This is a genomic window from Rheinheimera faecalis (genome assembly GCF_021290965.1).
Classification (GTDB): Bacteria; Pseudomonadota; Gammaproteobacteria; order Enterobacterales; family Alteromonadaceae; genus Pararheinheimera; species Pararheinheimera faecalis.
This window is the reverse complement of the sequence record NZ_JAJOYT010000016.1, coordinates 1-23,537: the sequence shown is the minus strand read 5'-3', so window position 1 is coordinate 23,537 and position 23,537 is coordinate 1. Positions and strand designations below refer to the sequence as shown.

The following is a 23,537-nucleotide window of genomic DNA, read 5'->3' as shown; positions in this document are numbered from 1 at the left end:
GCAAGCCAGCAGCTTAGAAAAACAACAAAGTAGCAGGTAGGATTTTCGCCGTTTTTGAGCCAGATTTGCGGATTGAATAAGTTGAAGCTAAGTTGAAAGTGTCTTCTTAGTTTCAGACGTACTATGACCTCAGAACAACTCTACTGTTTCGCCATGTTCCAGGTGTTGCTGGTGTTTTTACTGGCGAGCTTTCGTTTGCGTGCGACAGACCAAAGCAGCAGAGCCTTACCACTGCTGCAAGGCGCTATCTGTGCTGAATTGTTTAGTTGGTTATTCTATTTTTGGCCTGCAGTGGGCCTGAGTTTAGTGCTGTCATTAAGTTTGTCTGCGCTGAGTATGAGTTTGTTGACGGCATTTTGTTTTAAGCGCGCGGGTCGGGCTGTACCCTGGTGGTGGATTATTCCTGTCGGGCTAGCGTTGGGAGTTTCTTATAGCTATTTTTCTTATCATCGACAACAAGAGATCAGCTTGCATTTGATGACCTTGTTTGCATTTTTGCTGATAGGCCCCTGCTTTTGGTGTTTCCGTTATTTCAAACCAAATCCTACTTTGTCTGATTTTATGATGGCTGCAGTCTTTGCGGCCTGGCTGCTGATTTGTTTGCTTCGCTCATTGATGTTACTGATAGCACCGGATTGGTTATTATCGGGTTTGCTTATTTCACAGTCTTTTTGGCCAGCTGTATCAGCGGGTTACTGTATTTTTGCGCTAACGGGTTATATGGAAGAAACCCAACAAAAGTTTAAAAACGAAGCTTTGCATGATCCGTTAACTGGCTTACTGAACCGTCGGGGATTAGCCAATGCGATTCAGGGCTGCCTGGCTTATTTACAGCGTCAGCGCCACAGTGCAGCACTTTTTATGATTGATTTAGATCACTTCAAACAAATTAACGACAAAATCGGCCATGACGGTGGCGATGAAGTGTTAATTGCTGTGGCCGAAGTGCTGCAAAAGGAACTACGGCAAAGTGATGTGCTGGCACGTTATGGCGGCGAAGAATTTATTGTGTTTTTACCTCAAACTGACAAAGATTCCGCGCAGTTAGCGGCTGAACGTTTATTACTGGCCGTGCGCAACATGCATTTGCCACAATCTACACAAACGCAAAATTTAACCATCAGTTTGGGTATAGCAGTATTTGACGCTGACTTCGATTTTGACTGCCAGCTACGCCGCGCTGACCATGCCTTATATCAGGCTAAAGCAAGGGGCCGTGACCGCATCGAATTTGCGACAGACACTCTGTAGTTCGGTGATGGCAGGCGAGGCGAGCTGTGCTACAATCGCCGCCCGCTTTAACCCGGAGAAGAGTCGCGGATGTCCCATCTGAATCCACTGGAAAAACGTGCCGCCTGGTCTTTGGCACTGGTATTTGCTTTCCGGATGCTTGGTTTATTTATGCTGATCCCCGTCTTTGCCATTTTTGGTAAAGACCTGATTGGCTTTTCGCCTTTGTGGATAGGCTTAGCTATAGGTGCTTATGGTTTAACTCAGGCACTGTTACAAATTCCTATGGGCTGGCTGTCGGATAAATGGGGCAGAAAGCCAGTCATGCTATTGGGCCTTAGCTTTTTTGTGCTGGGCTCTGTAGTAGCCGCCTTGGCTGACTCAGTTTATATGGTGACTTTTGGCCGGGTATTGCAAGGCATGGGCGCTATTTCTGGTGCTGTGATGGCGCTGGCTTCCGACCTTACCCGTGAAGAACAAAGACCCAAAGTGATGGCTGTGATTGGCATGACCATAGGTTTGTCTTTCACCATAGCTATGGTGGCAGGCCCTGCGATAGCAGCAGCCAGTGGTTTAAGTGGTATTTTCTGGTGCACAGCGTTAATGGCTATTACCGGTTTGCTATTGGTATGGAAAGTGGTGCCGGTGGCTGTCAGTAAAGCGCCAGCTTCTGAAACACTGGCCACCAAAGGCCAAATCGCGGCGCTATTTCGTCATCCCGAATTATTAAGACTGAACTTTGGTGTGCTGGTACTGCACTTACTGTTGACGGCTATTTTTGTAGTGTTGCCTACTTTGTTGCTGCAGCAAAATTTTGTATCAGAGCAACACTGGCAGTTGTATCTGCCTGTTTTAGCTGGTGCTTTTATTTTGATGGTGCCATTGATGATTCTGGCCAGCCGCAAACAACAGGAAAAAGGTTATTTATTACTGGCAATAAGCCTGCTTATTGTTAGTTTTGTGTTAATTTTAATCAATCAGCAGTTGTGGTCGATCGCCCTGGCGCTGTTGTTGTTTTTTGTTGGCTTTAACTACTTAGAGGCCAGCATGCCTGCTTTGTTGTCGCGTATTGCTCCTGCTGGATTAAAAGGTACTGCTATGGGTACTTATGCCAGTGCGCAGTTTTTTGGCGCCTTCGCTGGCGGTATTTTAGGCGGTGCTGTGGCTAGTTTCAGCAGCGGTGAATCCTTGTTTGCCGTGGCTGCCCTGATTGGTTTACTATGGTTGGCTTATGCCAGCAGCATGACAGTGCCAGCGCGATCGCAACGGCTGTCATTGCCTGTCAAAGTGGCCGATGAAGCCGCCGCAGCCCAATTGGCAGAGCGCCTGACCCAACTCAAAGGTGTGTTGGAAGTCACAGTGGTGGTTGCGGAACAACGTTTGTATTTAAAAGTCGGCCAGCAACATTTTGATTTGGCAGAGGCACAGTCTTTGGTTGAGAGCAGCCAAAAAAGTTAAGGAGAAGTCGCATGGCTCGTGGAATTAATAAAGTAATCCTGATTGGTAACTTAGGTACCGATCCGGAAGTCCGTTATATGCCTACAGGTGGCGCAGTCGCTAACCTGACTATTGCTACCAGCGAGAGCTGGACGGACAAAACCACCAATGAAAAGAAAGAAAATACCGAATGGCACCGTGTAGTGATTTATCAGCGTTTAGCTGAAATTGCTGGTGAATACCTGCGTAAAGGCAGCAAGGTCTATATCGAAGGTCGTTTACGCACCCGTAAGTGGCAGGATCAGCAAGGTGTTGAACGTTACACCACTGAAATCATTGCGAACGAGCTGCAAATGTTAGACGGCCGTGGTGAAGGTCAGGGCGCTGGCATGGGTCAGGCTCCTGCTATGGGCGGCGGTGCTCCTATGGGTAACCAGGGTGGCTATCAACAACCTGCAGCTGCACCACAACAACGTATGCCACAAGCGGCTCCAGCGGCTCAGGGCGGTTACGCTCCGCAGGCTCCAGCTGCTGCAGCACCGGCACAAGGTGGTTACCAGCAACGTCCAGCTCAGGGCGGCTTCCAACCTCAGGGCAATTTTAACCAGCCACAAGGCGGTTTTAATCAGGCAGCACCACAACAACGTGGTCCAATGGAACCACCAATCGACTTTGATGACGATATTCCGTTCTGATGAGTATGGTTTGTTCGCTATAAAATTAAGCCTCTGAAATCAGAGGCTTTTTTATGTCATTTATTTCTATACAGAATCTGAACTGCTGCTTCTTTTTCTAAACTGCGCCGCTTTATGCCTGTTGCCACATAAAGCCATGCTGCACCAACGGCGTTTATGGGCTTTGGTTCTATCGTAGAACCACAAAATACAGTCCGGGTGCTCGCATTGTTTAACCAAATCAAAGTTGCCTTCAACCAATAGTTCAGCAACAGCCTCTGCGACAGGGCCTAATAAAGAGCCAATACTGGTACTGCGAGAGATTCGGCTTAATGTTAGCTTGCCCTCTGCATTCATTGCCAGAGAAGGCGTAGTATCGAAAGTGTGCAAATACTGGTTTAACTCACTGATGTCCTGCGATTTACCCTCTTTAAACCCTGTGATCAGTTTACGTGCCAGCGTGCGCAGTGCTTTGGCTTGCGCTAGTAACTCAGTCGGAGCAAATGAGCTGTTTTCTGCTGCCGAAGCTATGCCGTAACGTGCCAGCCATTGCAGTACCTCCGCATCACTGTTCCAGAATTCAATAGCCTGATCATTGTCACGTGCTTCTGTATTCAGCAAGTCCATTGCCAAATGATCCCCAAGCATCGGAGCGCCACTTTGAGCCTCGCCGTGCAGAATTGCAGAAATAACCATGAGTAACCTCTAAAAATAAATTTGACAGGTTACTTATCTTCAGCCAGACTTGTCTCAAGTAACCAATTAATGTTGATTATATGGGTTACTAAGTGATATTGCCAACCTTAACTTCACGGAGTAACCATGAATACGAAAAAAATACTGCTCGCAGCTGCAACCTTAGCTGCATCTCTTTCTGCCACAGCTGCAGAAGATAAAACGCAAGTGCGTTATCAAAGCCTGGATGTGCAGGGCGTGAATGTGTTTTACCGCGAGGCAGGGTCGCCACAAGCTCCTACTGTGCTGTTGTTGCATGGATTTGGTGCTTCGTCCTATATGTTCAGAGATTTAATGCCAAAACTGGCAGAAAAATATCATGTGATCGCACCGGATCTGCCTGGTTTTGGCCAAACCACGGTCAAACCCGGCGTTAAATTTAACTACAACTTCGACAATCTGGCGTCTGTTATTGATGCGTTCACAGTGGCTAAAAAGCTCGAACGTTATGCTATGTACGTGTTTGATTATGGCGCTCCGGTCGGCTGGCGCCTGGCGGTGAAAAACCCGGAAAAGATCACAGCTATTGTGACCCAAAATGGCAATGGCTACGAAGAAGGCCTGAGTGACGGTTGGGCAGATATGCGCAAAGCATGGGCGAACCCAACAGCGGAAAACCGCGAAGCCCTGCGCAAGTTCAACACAGCAGAGATGCTGAAGTGGCAATATACGGAAGGGGTTGAAGATACCTCAGTGATAGCGCCTGAACCTTATCAGTTAGCTCATGCTGCAATTGAACGCATTGGTGTTGATGTGCAGATGGATTTGCTGTTGGATTATGGCAGCAACGTGAAGAAATACAAAGAGTTGCATCAATTTTTCCGCAGCAAACAGCCACCTTTATTAGCGATTTGGGGTGAAAAAGATCCATTCTTTTTACCAGCTGGCGCTAAAGCATTCCAGCGTGATAATCCAAAAGCCCAGGTGCAATTTTTGAATAGTGGCCACTTCGCTATTGAAACTCACGGCAATGAAATAGCAGCAGCTATGCTGGAGTTTTTAGACCGTAGCATCAAACCTTAAAGCTGATCACCAGAGCAATAGCGGGCTAGATGCCCGCTTTGATGATCTTAATCAGCAGTTCTAGTAGTACCCGTCATCTTCTCCACCAGATAATCAACAAATACCCGTATTCTGGCTGGCATAGTGTGACCACCAATAAACACCGCGTGAATGGCCTCACGGTCCTGCGGATTGTACTCTTCAAGTAAAGCTACAAGCTGACCTGTTGCCAGCGCCTGCTGCACATGAAAACGGCCAACACGGGTAATACCTATACCCTGCAGGGCCAGCTCAACCAAGGTTTCGCCATTGTTAGCTATCACATTGCCGCTGACTGCGAGCATATAGTCCTGTTCATTTTCACGAAATGGCCAGCCCGGCTCCAGCCGTCTGAAACTGAAATCCAGGCAATTGTGCTTTGTTAAATCAGCTGGTGTTTGTGGTACTCCGGCTTTGGCCAGATATTCAGGGGAAGCAAGCACAACCCGGCCTGTTTCACCTAAGCGACGGGCATGCAGGCCGCTATCCGGCAACTGTCCAAAACGAATAGCTACATCGACATGGCCAGCATGAACATCGCGGATTTGGTCTGATACATCTATTTCAATGCGGATATCCGGGTAGCGTTGTAAAAACTCTTTTAGCAACGGCACTATGGTCAGGCGGCTATGGGCTGTCGCTGTGGTGACTTTGATCATGCCACTTGGACTGCCCCTGCTGGCAATACTACTTTCGGTGTCCTCCAGATCTTTTAAAATCCGTCGGGCTGCCAGTGCATAAGATTCCCCTTCACTGGTTAAACGCAGTTTGCGGGTGCTGCGAACTATAAGCCTGACTCCCAGACGTTTTTCCAGACGGGTCATAATACGGCTGACTGCGGATGGTGTGAGATCTAATTCACGGGCTGCTGCACTTAAACTTCCTGTGCAGGCAACGGACAAAAAGGTCTCCATTTCAGCTGTTCGATCTGTCTTTCCTGTCTTTTCAGCGCTCATTTGTGACTCCGAAGCAAAACTGAATGTATCCTGCGCTACTTTTTCTGAGTGTTGTGATTGTTTATATTCCTTCGCATCACAAATTAGCGAGACTTTGCATGAAAATCAATATTCCTTTACTGGCCCTTGCATTGGGGGCTTTTGGTATAGGTGTGACCGAGTTTTCCCCTATGGGGATGTTACCTGTGATTGCCAATGACTTAGCTGTTTCTATTCCAACAGCTGGCATGTTAATTAGTGCCTATGCCTTTGGTGTGCTGATTGGCGCACCTTTAATGACCTTAGTTTTTGCCAATATGAGCCGTCGTAACCTGCTGCTGTTGTCTATGGGCATTTTTACCCTGGGTAATCTGATCTCCGCTATGGCGGATAGCTACAACCTGTTGTTATTTGGGCGTATTGTCACGTCATTTAATCATGGTGCTTTTTTTGGTGTTGGCTCTGTTGTTGCTATGAGTATTGTGCCGCCAGAAAAGCGCTCTGCTGCCGTAGCTGCTATGTTCTCCGGCTTGACCATAGCAACTATAGGCGGTGTGCCTCTGGCTGCTTATATTGGTGAAGTCATTGGCTGGCGTCCTGCCTTTTTTGCTATGGCCATTATAGGGTTAGTTACTATGCTGGCGCTGCGTTTGTCATTACCACCACTGGCGAACGAAGGTAAAGCCAATGTGCGTAATGAACTCAGAGTGTTGGCCAAAGGCCCGGTGTTAGCGGCGCTGTTGTTAACAGTGGTTAGCTCAAGTTCGATGTTCACTGTCTTCACTTACATAGTGCCTATATTGCAGGATGAAACCCATGCCTCAACGGCTTTTGTCACCTCTATGCTGGTGTTGTACGGTATAGGTTTAGCGGTAGGGAATTATTTAGGTGGCCGTTTTGCCGACCGCTCGCTGAACTTAACCCTGATCAGTTCTTTAGTGGCTGTGACTCTGTTGTTAGCTGTGTTCTCCATGGTGCTGTCATCACAGTTGCTGGTTGCGCCTTTGATTTTTTTATGGGGAATTGCCAGTTTTGCGCTGGTGCCGCCATTGCAATCCCTGGTGGTACAAGAAGCCAAAGCCGCACCAAATTTAGCCGCTGCTATGAATATAGGTGCTTTTAATCTGGGTAATGCTTTGGGCGCAGTCTTGGGTGCTGCCATTATCAAAACAGGTTTAGGCTTAGGTTATGTGCCTTTGGCGGGCGCCGGTACAGCTCTGCTTGGACTTATTATGGTGTTCTGGTTTATGCGTAGTCGTCAGCAACGACGCCAACAAAGCCCGGTTCCTGCTTGCTAGAAAACCGATACCGGAGGTACCGCAGCTACTTCCAGCTGTAGTACCTCTGGGTAAGACCACGGATTTGAGCTCAGAATCTTTACCTGTGTCACTTCAGGTTTTTTGCAGCTGCTTTCTCCATAAGGCGGGAGATAAGCCAGTTACCTTTTTAAAGATGCGCTGAAATGCAGCAACAGACTGATAACCTGATTGTTCTGCTACGGCATCGACAGATAAATCTGTTTCTTCCAGGCTTTTTGCTGCCTTTAACATGCGGATTTCAAGAATAAATTCGGCTGCAGTTTTACCCATAGCTTGCTGAAATTGTCTGACGAAGGTGGTTCTGGACATAAAACATAAAGACGCCAGCTGAGGCAAAGAAAAGGGCTGTTCTGGCTGGTCCAGTATCGCCATCAGCGCTGGTTTGAGCCTTGAGTTTTGCGAAAGTTTTAACAGACCTGGTTCCTGCGCTGGTTTGTGATAGGTATTACGGATCACCAGCCCAAAAAGTGCGCCTGATAAATGGTCCAGTATGATTTTGCTGCCCGCTTTTTGATCCGCAGTTTCTTCATGCATCAGTTGAATAAGTTTATGCAGCCGAATGGCGTCGTCCGTTACCGCCTCGTTTTTTGTGATATCCGTATGCAGAACCACGGTCGTCGGCAAATAGTTGCTGATCAAACGGTAAGATAAACGTGGCAAGGTGAAGCGCCCACATAATATCTCTACCGAATAATGGCTATCGTTTGTAATGATGGTGATGCCTCCAGCACCCTGCTGAATAGTTTCAGCTTTCAAAGCCGGATTACCGTCATACAACTTATGGGCTTGCCCTGCCGGAAACATCACTATGTCCCCTTCGAACAACTGGTGTGAGCTAACGCCTTCCACGTCGAGCTGCGCCTGACCTTTGAGCACAATATGGTATTGCATCACCTGTTCCGGGGCATTGCTCTGTTCAATTTGCCATGCAGGGCCAAACTGGCAACGAATATCCAGACTGCCACGAACAGGGGTTACTGAGAGTAAATGTGAAATTATATCCATATGGTACTTTTGAGCATTTTAGTCACACTTTAGAGCATTAATGATGTCAGTTTCCTGTCTTACTATAACCACATGGCAGCGAATCAGCCAGCCATCAACAACATTCATTCAGGAGCTACAATTATGACTCGTTTACACACTTTACAAGTAACAGAAGCAACAGGTGATCTGGCCGGTATTTTCTCAAACATCAAAAAAGCGGTAGGCATGGTACCTAATGCATACGCGACAATCGGAAGCCAAAGTCCAGACGCTTTGCTGGCGTTGTTGTCGATGGATCAAACCATAGGCAAAGGCACTTTAACTAAAGCTGAGATTGAAACCATTAAGTTGGTGGTCAGTGAGATTGCAGGTTGTGACTACTGTGTTGCTGCACATACCATGATTGGCAAAATGGCTGGTCTGTCTTTAGACGTAACTAAACAAATCCGTTTGGGTGTTCCTAGCGGTGATGCCAAACGTGACGCTTTAGTGACATTTGTCCGTAAGATCCAGTTTTCTGTCGGTACTTTGGCAGCCGAAGATCTGGCTGAATTTCTCAGTGCCGGCTTCACGCAAAAACAAGTGGTTGAAATTTCCTTTGTGATCTCGGCCATTACCTTTACCAATCTGGTGAATCGTATCAACGATACAGTGCTCGACTTTCCTGCTGTTGCTTAATGCGATGGAAGTTGGTCAATGACTCCTGTTAGCCTTAGATCAAACAGCCTGATAACTCAGGCTGCTTTGTTTTATCAAGGCTTTACAACAGGCTGAGAAAAAGCGGCCAGCATATACACCAGAGGCGCGTTCCAGTTGATGGTGACTTCGTTGCTGGCATAGCTGCACCAGTCATCGGCATAAGATTTGGCTGGTAATTTGCTGTTGTACTTACATTTATCCTGCTGTCCAGGTTGTGCTCCCCCTGCCAACCAACCCGGCACTGGTGCTTTTATACTGTCAGCTTCAGAAGGGCGATGATGGATATGTTGTGGGCTTTTAACGCCAAAGCCTGTGACATAAGACAAATCGAGTGGATTGCGGCCCAGCACATAATCCAGCAGGCCTTGCATTGCCTCCATGTAACTGGCTTTTTCCGTAATTTGATTGGCTTTATACAACAAGATGGCTTTATTCATCGCCACCGCATTACTGCCCCAGACAAAATCTTCCGGCACCATAGCCACTTTGTAAGCTGAAGCCTGATGTTGAGCTACAAACTGATCAGCCACTGCTGTAATAGCGCTGAACACTAACTGGCGTTGCTCTGGTGTCAGCCGGTTTGCTTCTTTTGCCAAAGAAAAATAACCCAAAGCGGCGACCGAAGCCCATGAAGCGGTTTGCATTGGCTGAGCCAGCTGGAAAAACTGCTGCAGATAAGGCTGTTCACCCGTGAGTAAATAAAGCTCTGCGGCAGCCCAGGCAAATTCATCCGCCAGTTCTTTATCGCCATAAGCGCCCGTACTGACATCTGCAGGTTGTTGATAATAAATAGCCGGATTTTTGCTGGCCCATTGCCAAGCCTGTATCGCTTGTTGCCTGAACAAAGCTGCTTTACCTGGCTGTTCTTTGCCAAATTCGGCCATGACTCTGCTGGCTTTGGCCATTACCGCGGCAAAGTTTAACGCTGCTGCCGTGGTTTTTTGCACCAGATAACGTGGTGCTACTGCCTGGTGTGGCATAACGGCGCCTTCAAAATTCAGTGTTGTCAGTTTATGGTAAACACCACCGTCCGCCGGATCTTGCATACTGCTCATCCAGTCCAGATTCCATACCACTTCATCCAGTAAGTCCGGCATGCTGTTGCCAGATTCTGGGATAGTCCATTGCCGCTGGCGGTAAAAGTCTTTGAAATCTGTCCAGGCATCTAACAAGGTAAAAGTACTGATGCCGGAATTCACTATGTATTTATTGTAATCACCAGCGTCGTACCAGCCTTTGGCTGACTGAACTACAGTGCCTGTGGGTCTGCTGGCCGAGGCTGCAGAGGCATGTATTTTAACCTTGTTATCCGGGTGTCCGGCAGGGCGTGCCCAGACGCCTGCATAAGCAGTGTCCAGTTGCTGTGAGGCGCGATTAAAGTAATAGGCTTTGATAGCCGCATCATGCAATTGGGCATAAGGTTGGGCTGCAATCTGCAGTTCAACTGGCGTATAGCCTGCGACTTCCAGCCGGTAACGGCCATTGCTTTGTACTTTCGTGAAATCAGCAATACTGACGGTTTCGCCTGCCGGAGCCCAAAGTTGTGCTTCCGAACTTTGGCCCTTAAACACAATCTGGCCTGATGGCAAGGCGACCAGTTGAAAGGATTGTTGGCTTTTTCCGGGGATCACCGCCAGTTTTTGGCCTTGGCTGAGGTAGCCACTTTGATTCACTTTAAGCAAAGCTGCTGGCTCTGCCGCGTAGGAGCTGGCGGCAGAGACAAGACAAAGCACAGAAAAAGCCAGGCGCATAACAAAATCCTTTTTCAGGGAGTCAGACTTCAACCTTGCTGTGTTGATAAGGCTGAAGTCTTTGTTTTTAGATTTATGGGGTTAAGCCAGAATCTTAGCTGCTATGACCTCTGCATTAAAGCCAAAATAATCCAGCAAGGCAGGGCCAGGCGCTGATTCACCAAAACTACTGATACCAATAATCAGGCCTTTTTTACCGACGTATTTGTACCAGAAGTCTGGGTGAGCAGCTTCTATTGCAACAATTTGTGCCTGATCAGGCAGCACCGAATCACGGTAAAACTCGGATTGCTGGTCAAATAAAGTGGTGCTTGGCATAGACACCACATTCACTTTTTTACCGGCGGCACTCAGTTTGTCGGCTGTATCACAGGCTAGTTGCAGTTCAGAACCTGTAGCGACCAGCACTATGTCAGGCGCTGCGCCACAGTCTTTTAAAATATAACCGCCTTTGCTGATTAACCTGATTTGCTCCGAATTACGCTGGAACTGACGCAGATTTTGCCGGCTGAAGACCAAAGCTGTAGGCGACGTTGTGGTGGTTAAGGCTGTTTTCCAGGCTACTGCGGTTTCAGTTAAATCAGCAGGCCGCCAGGTCACCAGATTTGGCGTGGTCCGTAAGTTCGTCAGCTGTTCTATCGGCTGGTGCGTTGGGCCATCTTCGCCCTGACCTATAGAATCATGAGTAAAAACATAAATATTGGGTAGCTTCATTAAGGCCGACATCCGCACTGCGTTGCGGGCGTATTCCATAAACATCAGGAAAGTAGCACCGTAACAGCGGAAACCACCATGAGCTGTAATGCCGTTCATTATGGCGACCATACCAAATTCGCGTACACCGTAATAAATATAGTTGCCGGAGCTATCGTCTTTGGTCAGGCCTTTGCTGCCCGACCATAAGGTCAGGTTAGAACCTGCCAAATCGGCTGAGCCACCTAAAACTTCAGGAACTAATGCAGCAAAGTGAGCGATACAAAGCTGTGATGCTTTGCGACTGGCAATATCCTGTTGTTGGTTTTGGCAATTTTCGATAAAGCTTTGAGTGGCAGCTTCAAAGTTGGCTGGTAACACCCGATCTATCACACGGCGTTGGTATTCAGCGGCCAGTTCCGGGTACTCGTTTTTGTACGCGGCAAATAGTTCTGTCCAGTGCTGTTCAAGCGCTGCGCCTTTAGTTTTGCTGTCCCAGGCTGAGTAAATGTCGGCCGGAATTTCAAAAGGAAGATGCGACCACAACAGGAATTCACGGGTTTTAGCTATTTCGCTGTCGCCTAGTGGCGAGCCATGAGAGTCATGAGAGCCGGATTTATTCGGGCTACCAAAACCTATAATAGTTTTACAGCAAATCAGCGTGGGTCTGTCTGTTTCTGCCTGAGCTTGTGTGATGGCATCGGCAATTTGAGCTGGGTTATGGCCATCCACCCGGATCACTTGCCAGCCATAAGAGTGAAAACGAGCTGGCGTGTCATCGGTAAACCAGCCTTCGACATGACCATCAATAGAAATACCATTGTCATCCCAAAAGGCGATCAGCTTACCCAAACCTAAAGTGCCAGCCAGTGAACAGGCTTCATGGGATAAACCTTCCATCAGGCAGCCGTCACCGAGGAAACAATAAGTAAAATGATCCACTACAGGGTAATCAGGCCGGTTAAATTGTGCCGCCAGAGTTTTTTCGGCGATTGCCATCCCCACGGCATTGGCAATACCAGCACCCAAAGGACCAGTGGTGGTTTCGACGCCTGGGGTGTAACCCAATTCAGGGTGACCAGGAGTTTTGGAATGCAGCTGACGGAAAGACTTTAAATCCTCAATGGACAAGTCATAACCTGTTAAATGCAGCAAGGAATACAACAACATAGAAGCATGGCCGTTACTCAAAACAAAACGGTCTCTGTTGCTGAACGACGGATTAGCCGGGTTATGTTTTAAGAATTGCAGCCAGAGTACTTCGGCAATATCGGCCATGCCCATAGGTGCGCCCGGGTGGCCTGAATTGGCTTTTTGTACTGCATCCATAGCTAAAGCGCGAATGGCATTAGCGCGGGTTTTATGATCAGTTTGATGATTAGAATGCATGGCAATATCCTAAGACTGTTGGTTCAGGTTTTGTAACAGTTGTTCCAGCTTGCGCTGATCCACTGCAAATTTGCGAATACCTTCGGCCAGCTTTTCAGTAGCCATGGCGTCTTCATTCAGTTGCCATAAAAATTCAGCCTGACTCAGAGCTTTTGGCGTGGCAGAGCTTTGGGTGCTCACTGGCTGCAAGGCTGCTGGTAAAGGGTCAATCGAGTCTTTTAATTGCAGTAACAAGTTAGGAGCTATGGTCAGCAGATCGCACCCTGCCAGTTGGTGGATTTGATCGACATTGCGAAAGCTCGCACCCATCACTACGGTCGGAATACCATGGTTTTTGTAATGGTTATAAATAGTTTTGACTGACAGCACGCCAGGGTCTTTGTCGCCGGAAAAATCCTGCTCTGGCTGATTTTGTTTGTACCAGTCCAGAATGCGGCCAACAAAAGGTGAAATTAGCGTCACACCAGCATCTGCGCAGGCTTTGGCCTGAGCCAGACTAAAAATCAGCGTCAGGTTGCAGTGAATACCTAACTTCTCCAGCCGGGCTGCAGCCTGAATACCTTGCCAGGTGGCCGCCAGTTTGATCAGCACTCTGTTGGAGTCCACACCTGCTGCGCGATAACGACCAATAATACTCAAAGCTTTGGTGACACTGGCTTCGGTATCAAAAGACAAGCGGGCGTCAATTTCAGTCGATACCCGACCCGGTATATGGCGCAAAATTTCGCAGCCAAAATTCACCGTGACTTGTTCACAAGCTGCCGCAATGTCCTGCTCATTGCCTTTTAGTGCGCTGTGCAATAAATGCTGATAATCCGCCTGCTGACTGGCCTGCAATATAAGCGATGGGTTAGTGGTCGCTTCTGTAGGTTGAAGCTGCTGTATAGCGGCAATATCACCGCTATCAGCCACTACTGTGGTTAGTTTGCTGAGTTGTTCGAGCTGATTCATATCATCTGTATCCGTTTAGGTTTTATCTATTCATTTTTTATACCCAAGTCACTTGGAGTTGCGGCGAGGCGACAAGCCAGTGAGACCCCAGGAGCATAGTTAACCTATGTGACTGGGGCGAATGGCGCAGTCAACAAAGCTGCAGCTTCAAGGACGACGGGTATACGCTGGCTTTGCTCTGGCCCTAAGTAACTAGGTTTCAGGCCGCCTGTATCAATCATCAGTTTTTGCAGCACTAAGGCCGGGTCGACCAAATAAATTCGTAGTTTGTGTTCGCCAGGCTTTTTCACTCTGATAGCAGTTTTGATCACCCGCACCCCATCCAACACTGCGTTATCCCACACAGCAGGGTTTTTATTTGCCAGACTGTCTACAAGTTTGGGGGCGTCATTGTTCAGCGCGACGGCAAAACGCAAACCACGGCCAGGCACCAGATCCAAAGTAGGGGCTATCACACTATGTAAAATGAACTCGCCAGTGGAATGGAAATACAGCGGGTATTCCAGATAAGGAGCTTTGCCGATATCTTTGATTTGATAATCCAGTTCAGTCATAGCTGCCATTGAGGCAACACCACGACCATGCCCCGGGATCAGTTGCCACCAGCTGTGTTTATTATTGCCTTGTACCTTTGCACTGGCGGCGTCCAGCGCTATATAACCATCCGCTTCAACAAAGCCTGAAGTCGGCTCTGTTTTAGGTTTAACGGCCGACACTTTAATTTTTGCGCCGCCCCAGCCTGTGCCTTGCACATGCACTTCACCGACATTCAGCCCTGTTTTCACTTTGCTCCAGTCGATTTTGACCTGAATGGTCTGAGCAACCTCAATCTGGCCTTTCGTTTGGCTTAACTGAATCCAGTCGGCTGATGCTTTGGCATTGAATTCAAAGGGCAAACTGCCTTTGTTAAATACTTCAATAGCGCGCTGTTTTTGGCCGTGCGGGTAAAAAGGGTCCAGCTCCAGCGGCTGACCTTTGTATTCGCTGATAGGCCATGAAAAAGCCGAGCCTTCAGGCGCCACACCCATATCGGCCACTGGCATAGGTTCTGCGACTGAGACCACAGGCATTAAGTTAGCCGGTGGGTTACGCCAGTAGGTAAAACCAATATGAGGCTGCGACATCATATGGTTCCAGCGGCCATCGCCCAGGTTGTGATAAATGTTGGTCAGCTCTGCATCCTGTTTAAACCAGAAGCGCACCTGCTCTGCCCAATACGTGGTGGTGACCCGGCCTTGTTCGCCATGCAATTTATTCATCGCCACAGCACGGTTTAATTCATACACAGCCTGACTGGCTTTCAGTGGATGCGAGACCAGCTGGATATAAGCATCCCTTTGTTCAGTCGGTAGTTGACGGAACAACTCGTCGGATTTTTTCACTAAAGCAGCAAGCTCCTGACTGACGCGCTCTGCTTCCTGATAATGGAAAATGCTGTAGGTATGAGGTTCCACAGCTTCAGGTTTACGACGGCCGTTGTGTGTGGTGTAGCCCTGGATTAGCTCAGCTATAGTCGCCGCATGCCCTGCACTGAATTGTTGTGTGGCCCAACTGACGGCAAATTGCTCTAAGTTATCGGCTTTAAAAGCCGGTGGGTTCCAGGCCATACGCAGGAAAAAGTCGATAGGAAACTCCATCGGTTTTAAATCCCCAACATTCACTATCCAGATACGATCAGCCTGAAATTGCCAGGCTAAATTCATCTGCTCCCAGATTTTTGCCATAGGCACAGTATTGATCCAGCGGTAAGAACGGGGGCTACCGACATAATCAAAGTGATAATACACACCAGCGCCACCGGCCCGGCCGCGTTCTTCTGCTGTTGGTAGGCGGCGGATATTGCCGTAATTATCATCAGCCCAAAGCAAAGTGACATCGTCCGGCACTCTCATGCCGCGCTCATAAAAGCCTTGTACTTCTTTGTACAAAGCCCAGACTTGTGGCACTTGGCTTATTGGTTTGTCTTTAAAGGTCTCTGTTAGTATCTGGCGTTGATCGGCTACGACTTGCTCCAGCAAGCCGATGTTTTCGCCTTCGCTCATCGGCTCATCTTCCTGGCCACGCATGCCGAGGGTATAAATGCTTTCCAGGTTTTTATGCCGCTTCGCGCCTTCTTGCCAGAACTTATAAATATTGTCGCGGTTGCTGGAGTATTCCCATGGTCCTTTGCCGTATCTGTTCCATTCTTTGTCGGCGCGCATCATAGGTTCGTGGTGGCTGTTGCTCATCACTATGCCCATTTCATCGGCCAAAATAGCGTTTTGTGGATCGTCATCGGCAAAGGCGTTATTCCACATCGCAGGCCAGAGGAAATTCGACTTCAGCCGCAGTAAAAGCTCAAACACATGCTGATAAAACTGGCTGTTGTAGCCGCCAAATTTTTCGCTGGTCCAATTGGTTAAAGCCGGATGTTCATCATTTAAAAAGATGCCACGGTATTTTACTTTGGGCGCATCAGTCAGGCGGGTGCCCGCTTTGATATAAAGCTGCTCCTGCTTTTTCACCGGCACATCGGCCCACCAGCTCCAGGGCGATACCCCTATGGTTTCGGCCAGATCATAAACCCCAAAAATAGCGCCTCTTTTATCGCTGCCAGCGATGACCAATGCTTGCTCTACACCTGGCAAAGGCTGTTCAATCACCTGAATTAAATAGGCTTCCCAGCGACCCTGAATGGCGCTTACATCCAGCTTTCCTGTGGTTATCAGTTGGTCCAGTACCCTATTGTTACCCAGACTGCCGATAATCAGCAGTTGTTTGGCATCCGCTTTGGGGCTGATGCTTAAACTTTTGCCGCTGACTTTTTGAATATCCTGTTGCAGGCTTTGTACGGCACGTTTTAAGCCTTTGTGGTCCTTTTCATCCAGCAGAATGGTTGCCACAGAACTTTTACCAACCAAAGCAAAGTCGCCTTTGGTTGGTTGTTGCGCCAGATAATCACCAGGTAAAGCTAGCGCTGCTGTGCTTAACAGTGCGAACAAGAAAGTAAAAGCGGTTTTCATGGCCTGGCTGTTCATGGGATGGTCTCTTTTTCCTGTCGTGCATGCACACCTAGCGTGGTGCCAACAAATCCACCCGCAACTTGAGTACTTAAGATTTTGGCATCCTGAACCTCACCCAACTGTTGCCATTCGCCAGTTTGATCGGCGTAATAAAAGCTGATTTCTCCTGCTTTGCCTTGGATCCTGAGCCGAAGTTGCTCTGTATTTGTGGCTAAGTCCTGGCTGCTAATCAAGTTGGGTTTAGCACCTTTGGCTTGCTCAAGAAATACAGTTGTTTTACCAGCAGCAGTTTTTACGCCCAGATAGTAGTGATATTGCTCGTTCTGAAAAGCCACCAAACCAGCTGAAATTTTGCCTTTTGGCACCACCAGGCTGGTGCTGGTTTCAAAGCTGGTATGTTGCTGGCGACGCCCCATAAAAGCAGGTTGAGATAAGGAATCCATGCCGACAGCTTTGGCATTCAGCAGCAGGTTTTGTCCATCCAAAGTGAGCCAGCTTTGATCAAATTCACGCAACAGGTTCCAGTCGGGCTTTAAGCTTTGGCTATCAAATTCATCACGCCAGTTAAAATTGCCTGTTTGTGTCATTGCCCCAGAGCTACTGATTAAGCCTGTCGGGGCCGGATGGCGATAAGGTATTTCTTGTCCTTTAGGCAGAATTGTTGGCCATTCGTCTTTCCAGCTGACGGGCAGCAAAAAGGTTTCGCGGCCTGTATTAAAAAAAGTTTGGTCGTAGGTGCGGGTGGCTAGGAATACCGCCCACCATTGACCGTCCGGTAACTGCACTAAATCGGCATGGCCAGCTGTGGTGATGGCGTTGGCTCTGTCGGCTGGTAAATCACGTTGCGTCAGAATAGGGTTATCGCTGTAAGGCACAAAAGGTTGTTTCAGGCTACGGGTTCTGAATACCACGGCTGAATGTTGATCAGCAGTGCCGCCTTCAGCACAGACCAGATAATACCAGCCGTTATGCTTGTAAATATGCGGAGCTTCAATCCAGATCGGCTTGGTGCTTAAATCGACGCCACCATTCACCAGAAGTTTTTTTGACTCTGGCAACACGGCTTTTTTCACCGGATCGTATTGCCACATCCAAATGGCTCTGTGACCTTCATACAAAGCCTCACCCGGCGCTTCGCCGTTATGGCTGATATAGACCTTGCCGTCGTCATCAAAAAACATATCCGGGTCTATGCCTTCCACTTCCGGCAACCAGATCGGATCAGACCATGGCCCGGCAGGGTCTGTCGCGGTCAGAATAAAGTTACCGCCTTTATCCACTACAGTGGTGATGATGTAAAAAGTACCGTCGTGATAGCGGATCGTAGGGGCAAAAATACCACGCGACACCTGCATACCTGACATATCGACCTGCGAGGCGCGGCTGAGTGCATGGCCAACTAATTGCCAGTTCACCAGATCAGTGCTGTGTAAAATCGGTAAGCCAGGTGTATAGGAAAACGAAGACAACACCATGTAATAGTCATCGCCACGGCGGGTAATACTGGGATCAGGGAAAAAGCCTGCTGCGACAGGGTTTTGATAGCTTCCTTTGGCTAAAGGTTCGGCAAAAACAGCGTCTTGCCCCTGATAATCAAACCAGTGAAAAGTCGCTATGGTGCTGATTTCATCCGTTGGTTTTTCCGGCTGACATCCGCTGAACAACAGGCTCAAGCCCATCAGCGCAGAAGCGTAGATTGTCTTCATTTTTATCTGTTCCTTTGACTGGTTGCGTCAGGTCTGAACAGAAAAATACCATGACCATCAAAGGCTTCGGCTTTATGAAAATACGTCAGCTTTGTGCGTTTTTTCGGAGGTAAGGCTTTAAAAACGATAAGGGCGCGGATTAACCGCGCCCTGGTATTGGATTGGCATTTAGAAGGACGGGTTGTAGGGGCCGCGGCTTGTCCCGGCCCGTCCATCGGGGTATCGTCACGACGGGCGGGTACAAGACCCGCCCCTACAAATTTGTTTGTTATTTAGTCGTTGACCGCCACGTTATTCAGCATTTCACCCCGTGCTTCACGGTATTCTTTTGGCGTCTGGCCAAAATGGCGTTTAAACACCGCATACATATATTGCAGCGACGGATAACCACAGATATTGGCGATGGCGATAGGGTTGACCTGAGTATCGACCAGCATTTTGCAGGCTTTTACCAGTTTTTGGTTATGCAGTTCGGTATGGATTGAATGGCCACGTTCTGCTCTGAAACGCTGTTCCAGGTTAGAGCGTGAAATCCCCACAAAATCAGTGACCTGTTCTACTTTTGCACCCCGAGTCGCATGACGGCGGATATAGTGCATGGCCTGAATCACATAAGGGTCACGCAAGGCTTTAAAGTCTGTCGATTGGCGTGAGGCCACGCCCACAGGCGGTACCAAAATACGTTTTTGGCCTACTTCGATATTATTCAGTTGGGTATGCAGCAGCTTGGCGGCTTTATAACCCATTTCAAAACAACCCTGAGTCACCGAGCTTAAGCTGATTCTATTCAGGAAGCGGGCTATATCGTCGTCATCTATGCCAATGATGGAAATATTATCCGGTACTACCACACCCAAATGTTCACAGGCTTGCAGCAGATGACGGGCGCGGGAATCTGTGACGGCAATAATGCCAATAGGTTTAGGTAAGCTTTGGATCCAGTCGGTCAGGCGGTTCATCGCATATTGCCAGGTTTCAGGTCTGGTGCAGTGCCCCTGATAAATCTGACAGTCGTAACCATCCTGAGCTGTTAATTTTTTCACCGCACTTTCGCGCTCGCTGGCCCAGCGGTGTTGTTCATCGGTAGGCACACTGTAAAAGGCAAAACGGTCTAAACCTTTGCGTTTCAGGTGCTCATAAGCGGCTTGCATCAGCGCATAGTTGTCTGTGGCGACATAAGGAACTTCAGGGTAATCTGCCGCTTTGCTGTAAGAACCACCCACTCCAACTATAGGTTTGGTGGTCCCGGCCAAAGCGCGTTGAATATTCATATCATCGAAGTCGGCGATAATACCGTCGCCACCCCATTCATGAATATGTTCGAGACGACAGAGGAAATCTTCCTCAAGATAGACATCCCAGTCGACTTTAGATGATTGCAGGTAATGACCTATGCCTTCGATCACTTGCCTGTCGAAAACCTTGTTGGCATTAAACAGAAGTGTAATGCTGTGTTTGGCCTTAAACATATTTCCTATCCCCGTCTTGTCAATTTTTATACTCTTTGTAGCTGGAGCTGCGATGGTGTTGACTGCAACCTCATTTACTTTGGGTATTTATAGTTATCTTTTTTTGTTTTTTTGGTTAAGCGGGTTAAATATTAGCCAGTCAGGCTTTTTTGGCAAACGATAAATCATAATTCAGCAGCTAATTATGAATTTTCGTAATTGCTGCTCAGCAATCCGTCGCCAAGTATTAGCTCACCAAAAGTCAGAACAGATTTCAGATTATGTACATAGGCATAGATTTAGGCACTTCGGGCATCAAGGTGATTTTGCTTGGCGAGAACGGCAAAGTAATAGATAGCGCCAGTGCTGAGTTGTTAGTCAGCCGGCCCCAGCCTTTATGGTCAGAGCAAAACCCGGAGCACTGGTGGCTTGGGCTGCAGTCTTGTATGGATCAGCTTAGTCAGCGTCAATCTTTAGCTTCGGTTAAAGCTATAGGTTTAGCGGGTCAGATGCACGGTGCTACTTTACTGGACGATCAGAACCAGATTATTCGCCCAGCTATTTTATGGAACGATGGCCGCTCTTTTGAGCAATGCCAGCAGCTGGAATTGAAAGTTGCCGATTTGCCACAGATCACCGGCAATCTGGCGATGCCTGGTTTTACCGCACCTAAATTACTCTGGGTACGCCAACAGGAACCAACAGCTTTTGCCAGAATAGCCAAAGTACTGCTGCCAAAAGATTATTTACGTTTTTGCTTAAGCGGCGACTTTGCTTCCGATATGTCGGACTCTGCCGGTACTTTATGGCTGGACGTAGCCAAACGGGACTGGAACGACGAGCTGTTGTGTGCTTGTGGTTTAAGCCGCGACCAAATGCCAAGACTTTATGAAGGCAATCAGATCACCGGAACCTTATTACCAGACCTTGCGAAACGCTGGGGTTTATCTGCTGTGCCTTTAATTGCAGGCGGTGGTGACAATGCCGCTGGTGCTGTGGGTGCTGGCATAGTGCGCCCGGGTCAGGCCATGTTATCCCTTGGTACTTCGGGTGTGTATTTTGCTGTCAGTGATGGCTTTCTGGCGAACCCTGAATCTGCAGTTCATAGTTTCTGCCACGCTTTGCCGGATACCTGGCATTTGATGTCTGTGACATTAAGTGCGGCCAGTTGTTTGCAATGGTACGCCGAACATTTAGTGAAAACCCCTGTTGCTACTTTGCTGGCAGATTTGGAGCAGGGGCTTGGCGCTATTGAAGATATGCCGCTGTTTTTACCTTACCTGTCTGGTGAGCGCACGCCTCATAACAACCCCAATGCTAAAGGTGTCTGGTTTGGTCTGGACTACAACACAGACCAAAAAGCCCTGACCTATTCAGTGCTTGAAGGTGTCAGTTTTGCGTTGTTCCAGGGCGCAGAAGCGCTGCATGCCAGCGGCCTGATGCCTACCGAAATTAATCTGATTGGTGGTGGTGCCAGAAGCTCGTATTGGCGGCAGTTGCTGGCTGATGTGATGAACCAACCACTGACTTTCAGAGAAGGCGGTGAAGTAGGGCCTGCCTTAGGTGCCGCCCGTCTTGCTCGCTTAGCTATGGAGCCTGATACAGCACTGAATGTGCTTTGTCCGCCACCTCCAGTGGTCAGCCAGCATCAACCGGACGCTAAACGTCACGCCGCTTTGGCCAAACGCTACAGCAAATTTAAAGCTTTGTATCAGTCATTGGCTGAGCATTTTTAAACTTGCAACTATTTCCCCGCGTCATTGCAATTCGAGCCAACAAAGCTGCATCTGGGATATTCCCTATGGATTTACAGTTGTGGCTAGGCGGCAAGTAAGCGAGACCCCAGGAGCATAGTTTACCTATGTGACTGGGGTGAGTGTCGAGCCAACAACGCCACGGCTGCAAAGACGACGGGAATAAATAAGGTTGCTCTGAAAAAACATAATTGTGATTAAAGCCAGCAATGCCCACCATTAGCAGCATTGGAATTGATGTAACACAGGAGAGCAAAATGGCTCAGTATTTCGATCAGATTAACAAAATCGCGTATGAAGGTGCCGACAGCACTAACCCTTTAGCTTTTAAACATTACAACGCCAGTGAAGTAGTGCTGGGCAAAACCATGGCAGAGCATTTGCGTATGGCTGCCTGCTACTGGCACAACTTCTGCTGGAATGGTCAGGATGTATTTGGTCAGGGCACTTTTGGCCGTCCATGGTTAGAAGCCGGTGACGCTATGGCGCAAGCCAAAGCTAAAGCCGACGTGGCTTTTGAATTCTTCAGCAAGCTGAGCATTCCTTATTATTGCTTCCATGACATCGATGTATCGCCTGAAGGTAACAGCATCAAAGAATACATCAACAACTTCGCTGCTATGGTGGATGTGCTTGAGCAAAAGCAAGCTGAAACTGGCGTGAAACTGTTGTGGGGCACAGCGAATTTATTCAGTAACCCACGTTACGCTGCAGGTGCTGCTACCAATCCAAATCCGGAAATTTTCAGCTACGGCGCTACGCAAGTTTTCCATGCGATGAACGCAACTCAGCGTTTAGGTGGTGAAAACTACGTATTGTGGGGCGGTCGTGAAGGTTACGAAACCTTGCTGAACACTGACCTGCGTCAGGAGCGTGAGCAACTGGGCCGCTTTATGCAAATGGTAGTTGAGCACAAGCATAAAATCGGTTTCAAAGGCACTTTACTGATCGAACCTAAGCCACAGGAACCCACCAAGCACCAGTACGATTACGACTCTGCGACAGTGTATGGTTTCCTGAAGCAATTTGGTCTGGAAAAAGAATTCGCGGTAAACATTGAAGCCAACCACGCGACTTTGGCTGGTCATTCGTTCCATCATGAAGTGGCTACTGCTATTTCTCTTGGCATTTTTGGCAGCATTGATGCGAACCGTGGTGATGCACAAAACGGCTGGGATACAGACCAATTCCCGAACAGCGTAGAAGAGCTGAGTCTGGTGATGTACGAAATTCTAAAAGCTGGTGGTTTTACTACTGGTGGTTTCAACTTTGACGCCAAATTACGCCGTCAGAGTATGGATCGCGCCGACATGTTCCATGGTCATATTGGTGGTATGGATCACCTGGCTATGGCACTGAAACGTGCAGCAGTTCTGGTTGAAAAAGACTTTTTAGGTAAGGCCGTAGCAGAGCGTTATGCCGGCTGGAATGGTTCTTTAGGTAAAGCAATTCAGAGCAGCGAGCATTCACTGCAAACTCTGGCTGCTATGGTTGAGCGCGAACAGTTAAGCCCGAAAGCCGTCAGCGGCCGTCAGGAATTGCTGGAAAACCAGGTGAATTTAGTGTTGTTCAGATAGGCCTCCCGAACCCTGTCGTTGCCCGGCTTGCCGGGTATTTTCTCCGGGCGCGGGAAAGCTACTGCGCCCTATTTTCTTTTTTATCACTGCTTGACGTCCTATCTGCAGAAATTCCGTTAAAAGCGTTTCGCCTTTGGCGAGATACTTTCTTTTGCTTCGCCAAAAGAAAGCTATCCAAAGAAAAGGCGACCCCAGGTCGCAGCGAAAGT

General features: G+C 48.3%; 18 protein-coding genes. 8 read left to right on the top strand and 10 right to left on the bottom strand.

Annotated features, from left to right (window positions below):
* Window positions 1-123: 123 nt before the first annotated feature.
* From LSG34_RS18910 to ssb, 3 genes are all read left to right on the top strand, one after another.
* Window positions 124-1,251, top strand: a complete 1,128-nt coding sequence (locus tag LSG34_RS18910; RefSeq protein ID WP_233010848.1) for a GGDEF domain-containing protein — start codon at window positions 124-126, stop codon at window positions 1,249-1,251.
* A 69-nt stretch (window positions 1,252-1,320) separates the two neighbouring features.
* On the top strand, window positions 1,321-2,688 hold the full coding sequence (locus LSG34_RS18905; RefSeq protein ID WP_233010846.1) for an MFS transporter: 1,368 nt from the start codon (window positions 1,321-1,323) through the stop codon (window positions 2,686-2,688).
* A gap of 11 nt (window positions 2,689-2,699) precedes the next feature.
* Entirely contained in the window at window positions 2,700-3,362 is a 663-nt protein-coding gene (gene ssb, locus LSG34_RS18900) for a single-stranded DNA-binding protein (RefSeq protein ID WP_233010844.1), read from the top strand.
* A 66-nt stretch (window positions 3,363-3,428) separates the two neighbouring features.
* On the opposite strand, the gene LSG34_RS18895 is transcribed toward ssb, so the two are convergent.
* The gene (locus LSG34_RS18895; protein WP_233010842.1) at window positions 3,429-4,037 is read right to left on the bottom strand and encodes a CGNR zinc finger domain-containing protein; all 609 of its coding nucleotides are present in this window, start codon (window positions 4,035-4,037) and stop codon (window positions 3,429-3,431) included.
* A gap of 126 nt (window positions 4,038-4,163) precedes the next feature.
* Between LSG34_RS18895 and LSG34_RS18890 the strand changes: the two genes are divergently transcribed.
* Complete coding sequence (locus LSG34_RS18890) at window positions 4,164-5,099, top strand: alpha/beta fold hydrolase (RefSeq protein ID WP_233010840.1); 936 nt, start codon at window positions 4,164-4,166, stop codon at window positions 5,097-5,099.
* A 47-nt stretch (window positions 5,100-5,146) separates the two neighbouring features.
* Here the strand turns inward: LSG34_RS18890 and LSG34_RS18885 are convergent, their stop codons facing one another.
* Window positions 5,147-6,031, bottom strand: a complete 885-nt coding sequence (locus tag LSG34_RS18885) for a LysR family transcriptional regulator (protein WP_269822975.1) — start codon at window positions 6,029-6,031, stop codon at window positions 5,147-5,149.
* Window positions 6,032-6,171: 140 nt separating this feature from the next.
* Here LSG34_RS18885 and LSG34_RS18880 point away from each other — a divergent pair, with 140 nt between their 5' ends.
* Window positions 6,172-7,350, top strand: a complete 1,179-nt coding sequence (locus LSG34_RS18880; protein WP_233010836.1) for an MFS transporter — start codon at window positions 6,172-6,174, stop codon at window positions 7,348-7,350.
* Window positions 7,351-7,443: 93 nt separating this feature from the next.
* Here the strand turns inward: LSG34_RS18880 and LSG34_RS18875 are convergent, their stop codons facing one another.
* Complete coding sequence (locus LSG34_RS18875) at window positions 7,444-8,376, bottom strand: cupin domain-containing protein (protein ID WP_233010834.1); 933 nt, start codon at window positions 8,374-8,376, stop codon at window positions 7,444-7,446.
* A gap of 123 nt (window positions 8,377-8,499) precedes the next feature.
* Here LSG34_RS18875 and LSG34_RS18870 point away from each other — a divergent pair, with 123 nt between their 5' ends.
* Entirely contained in the window at window positions 8,500-9,036 is a 537-nt protein-coding gene (locus tag LSG34_RS18870) for a carboxymuconolactone decarboxylase family protein (RefSeq protein WP_233010832.1), read from the top strand.
* 74 nt (window positions 9,037-9,110) lie between these two features.
* Here the strand turns inward: LSG34_RS18870 and LSG34_RS18865 are convergent, their stop codons facing one another.
* From LSG34_RS18865 to LSG34_RS18840, 6 genes are all read right to left on the bottom strand, one after another.
* On the bottom strand, window positions 9,111-10,808 hold the full coding sequence (locus tag LSG34_RS18865) for a glycoside hydrolase family 9 protein (protein WP_233010830.1): 1,698 nt from the start codon (window positions 10,806-10,808) through the stop codon (window positions 9,111-9,113).
* Window positions 10,809-10,889: 81 nt separating this feature from the next.
* Window positions 10,890-12,890 carry a transketolase gene (tkt, locus tag LSG34_RS18860; protein WP_233010828.1) on the bottom strand — a complete coding sequence of 667 codons (2,001 nt, stop codon included), beginning with the start codon at window positions 12,888-12,890 and terminating at the stop codon, window positions 10,890-10,892.
* A 9-nt stretch (window positions 12,891-12,899) separates the two neighbouring features.
* Entirely contained in the window at window positions 12,900-13,841 is a 942-nt protein-coding gene (tal, locus tag LSG34_RS18855) for a transaldolase (RefSeq protein WP_233010826.1), read from the bottom strand.
* Between the two features lie 104 nt (window positions 13,842-13,945).
* A complete protein-coding gene (locus tag LSG34_RS18850) occupies window positions 13,946-16,858 on the bottom strand; it encodes a glycosyl hydrolase 115 family protein (protein WP_233010824.1) in 2,913 nt (970 codons plus the stop codon).
* Window positions 16,855-18,549: a glycoside hydrolase family 43 protein gene (locus LSG34_RS18845; RefSeq protein WP_233010822.1), complete on the bottom strand. Its 1,695-nt coding sequence runs from the start codon at window positions 18,547-18,549 to the stop codon at window positions 16,855-16,857. Before LSG34_RS18845 ends, LSG34_RS18850 begins: the two co-directional genes overlap by 4 nt.
* A 272-nt stretch (window positions 18,550-18,821) precedes the next feature.
* On the bottom strand, window positions 18,822-20,018 hold the full coding sequence (locus tag LSG34_RS18840; RefSeq protein WP_233010820.1) for a XylR family transcriptional regulator: 1,197 nt from the start codon (window positions 20,016-20,018) through the stop codon (window positions 18,822-18,824).
* Between the two features lie 260 nt (window positions 20,019-20,278).
* Between LSG34_RS18840 and xylB the strand changes: the two genes are divergently transcribed.
* Complete coding sequence (xylB, locus tag LSG34_RS18835) at window positions 20,279-21,733, top strand: xylulokinase (protein ID WP_233010818.1); 1,455 nt, start codon at window positions 20,279-20,281, stop codon at window positions 21,731-21,733.
* Between the two features lie 275 nt (window positions 21,734-22,008).
* Window positions 22,009-23,328 (top strand): xylose isomerase, encoded by a 1,320-nt coding sequence (gene xylA, locus LSG34_RS18830; protein WP_233010816.1) that lies wholly within the window; start codon window positions 22,009-22,011, stop codon window positions 23,326-23,328.
* Here the strand turns inward: xylA and LSG34_RS18825 are convergent.
* On the bottom strand, window positions 23,311-23,537 hold a 227-nt coding region (locus tag LSG34_RS18825; RefSeq protein WP_233010814.1), incomplete at its 5' end, for a hypothetical protein. The genes xylA and LSG34_RS18825 overlap by 18 nt on opposite strands.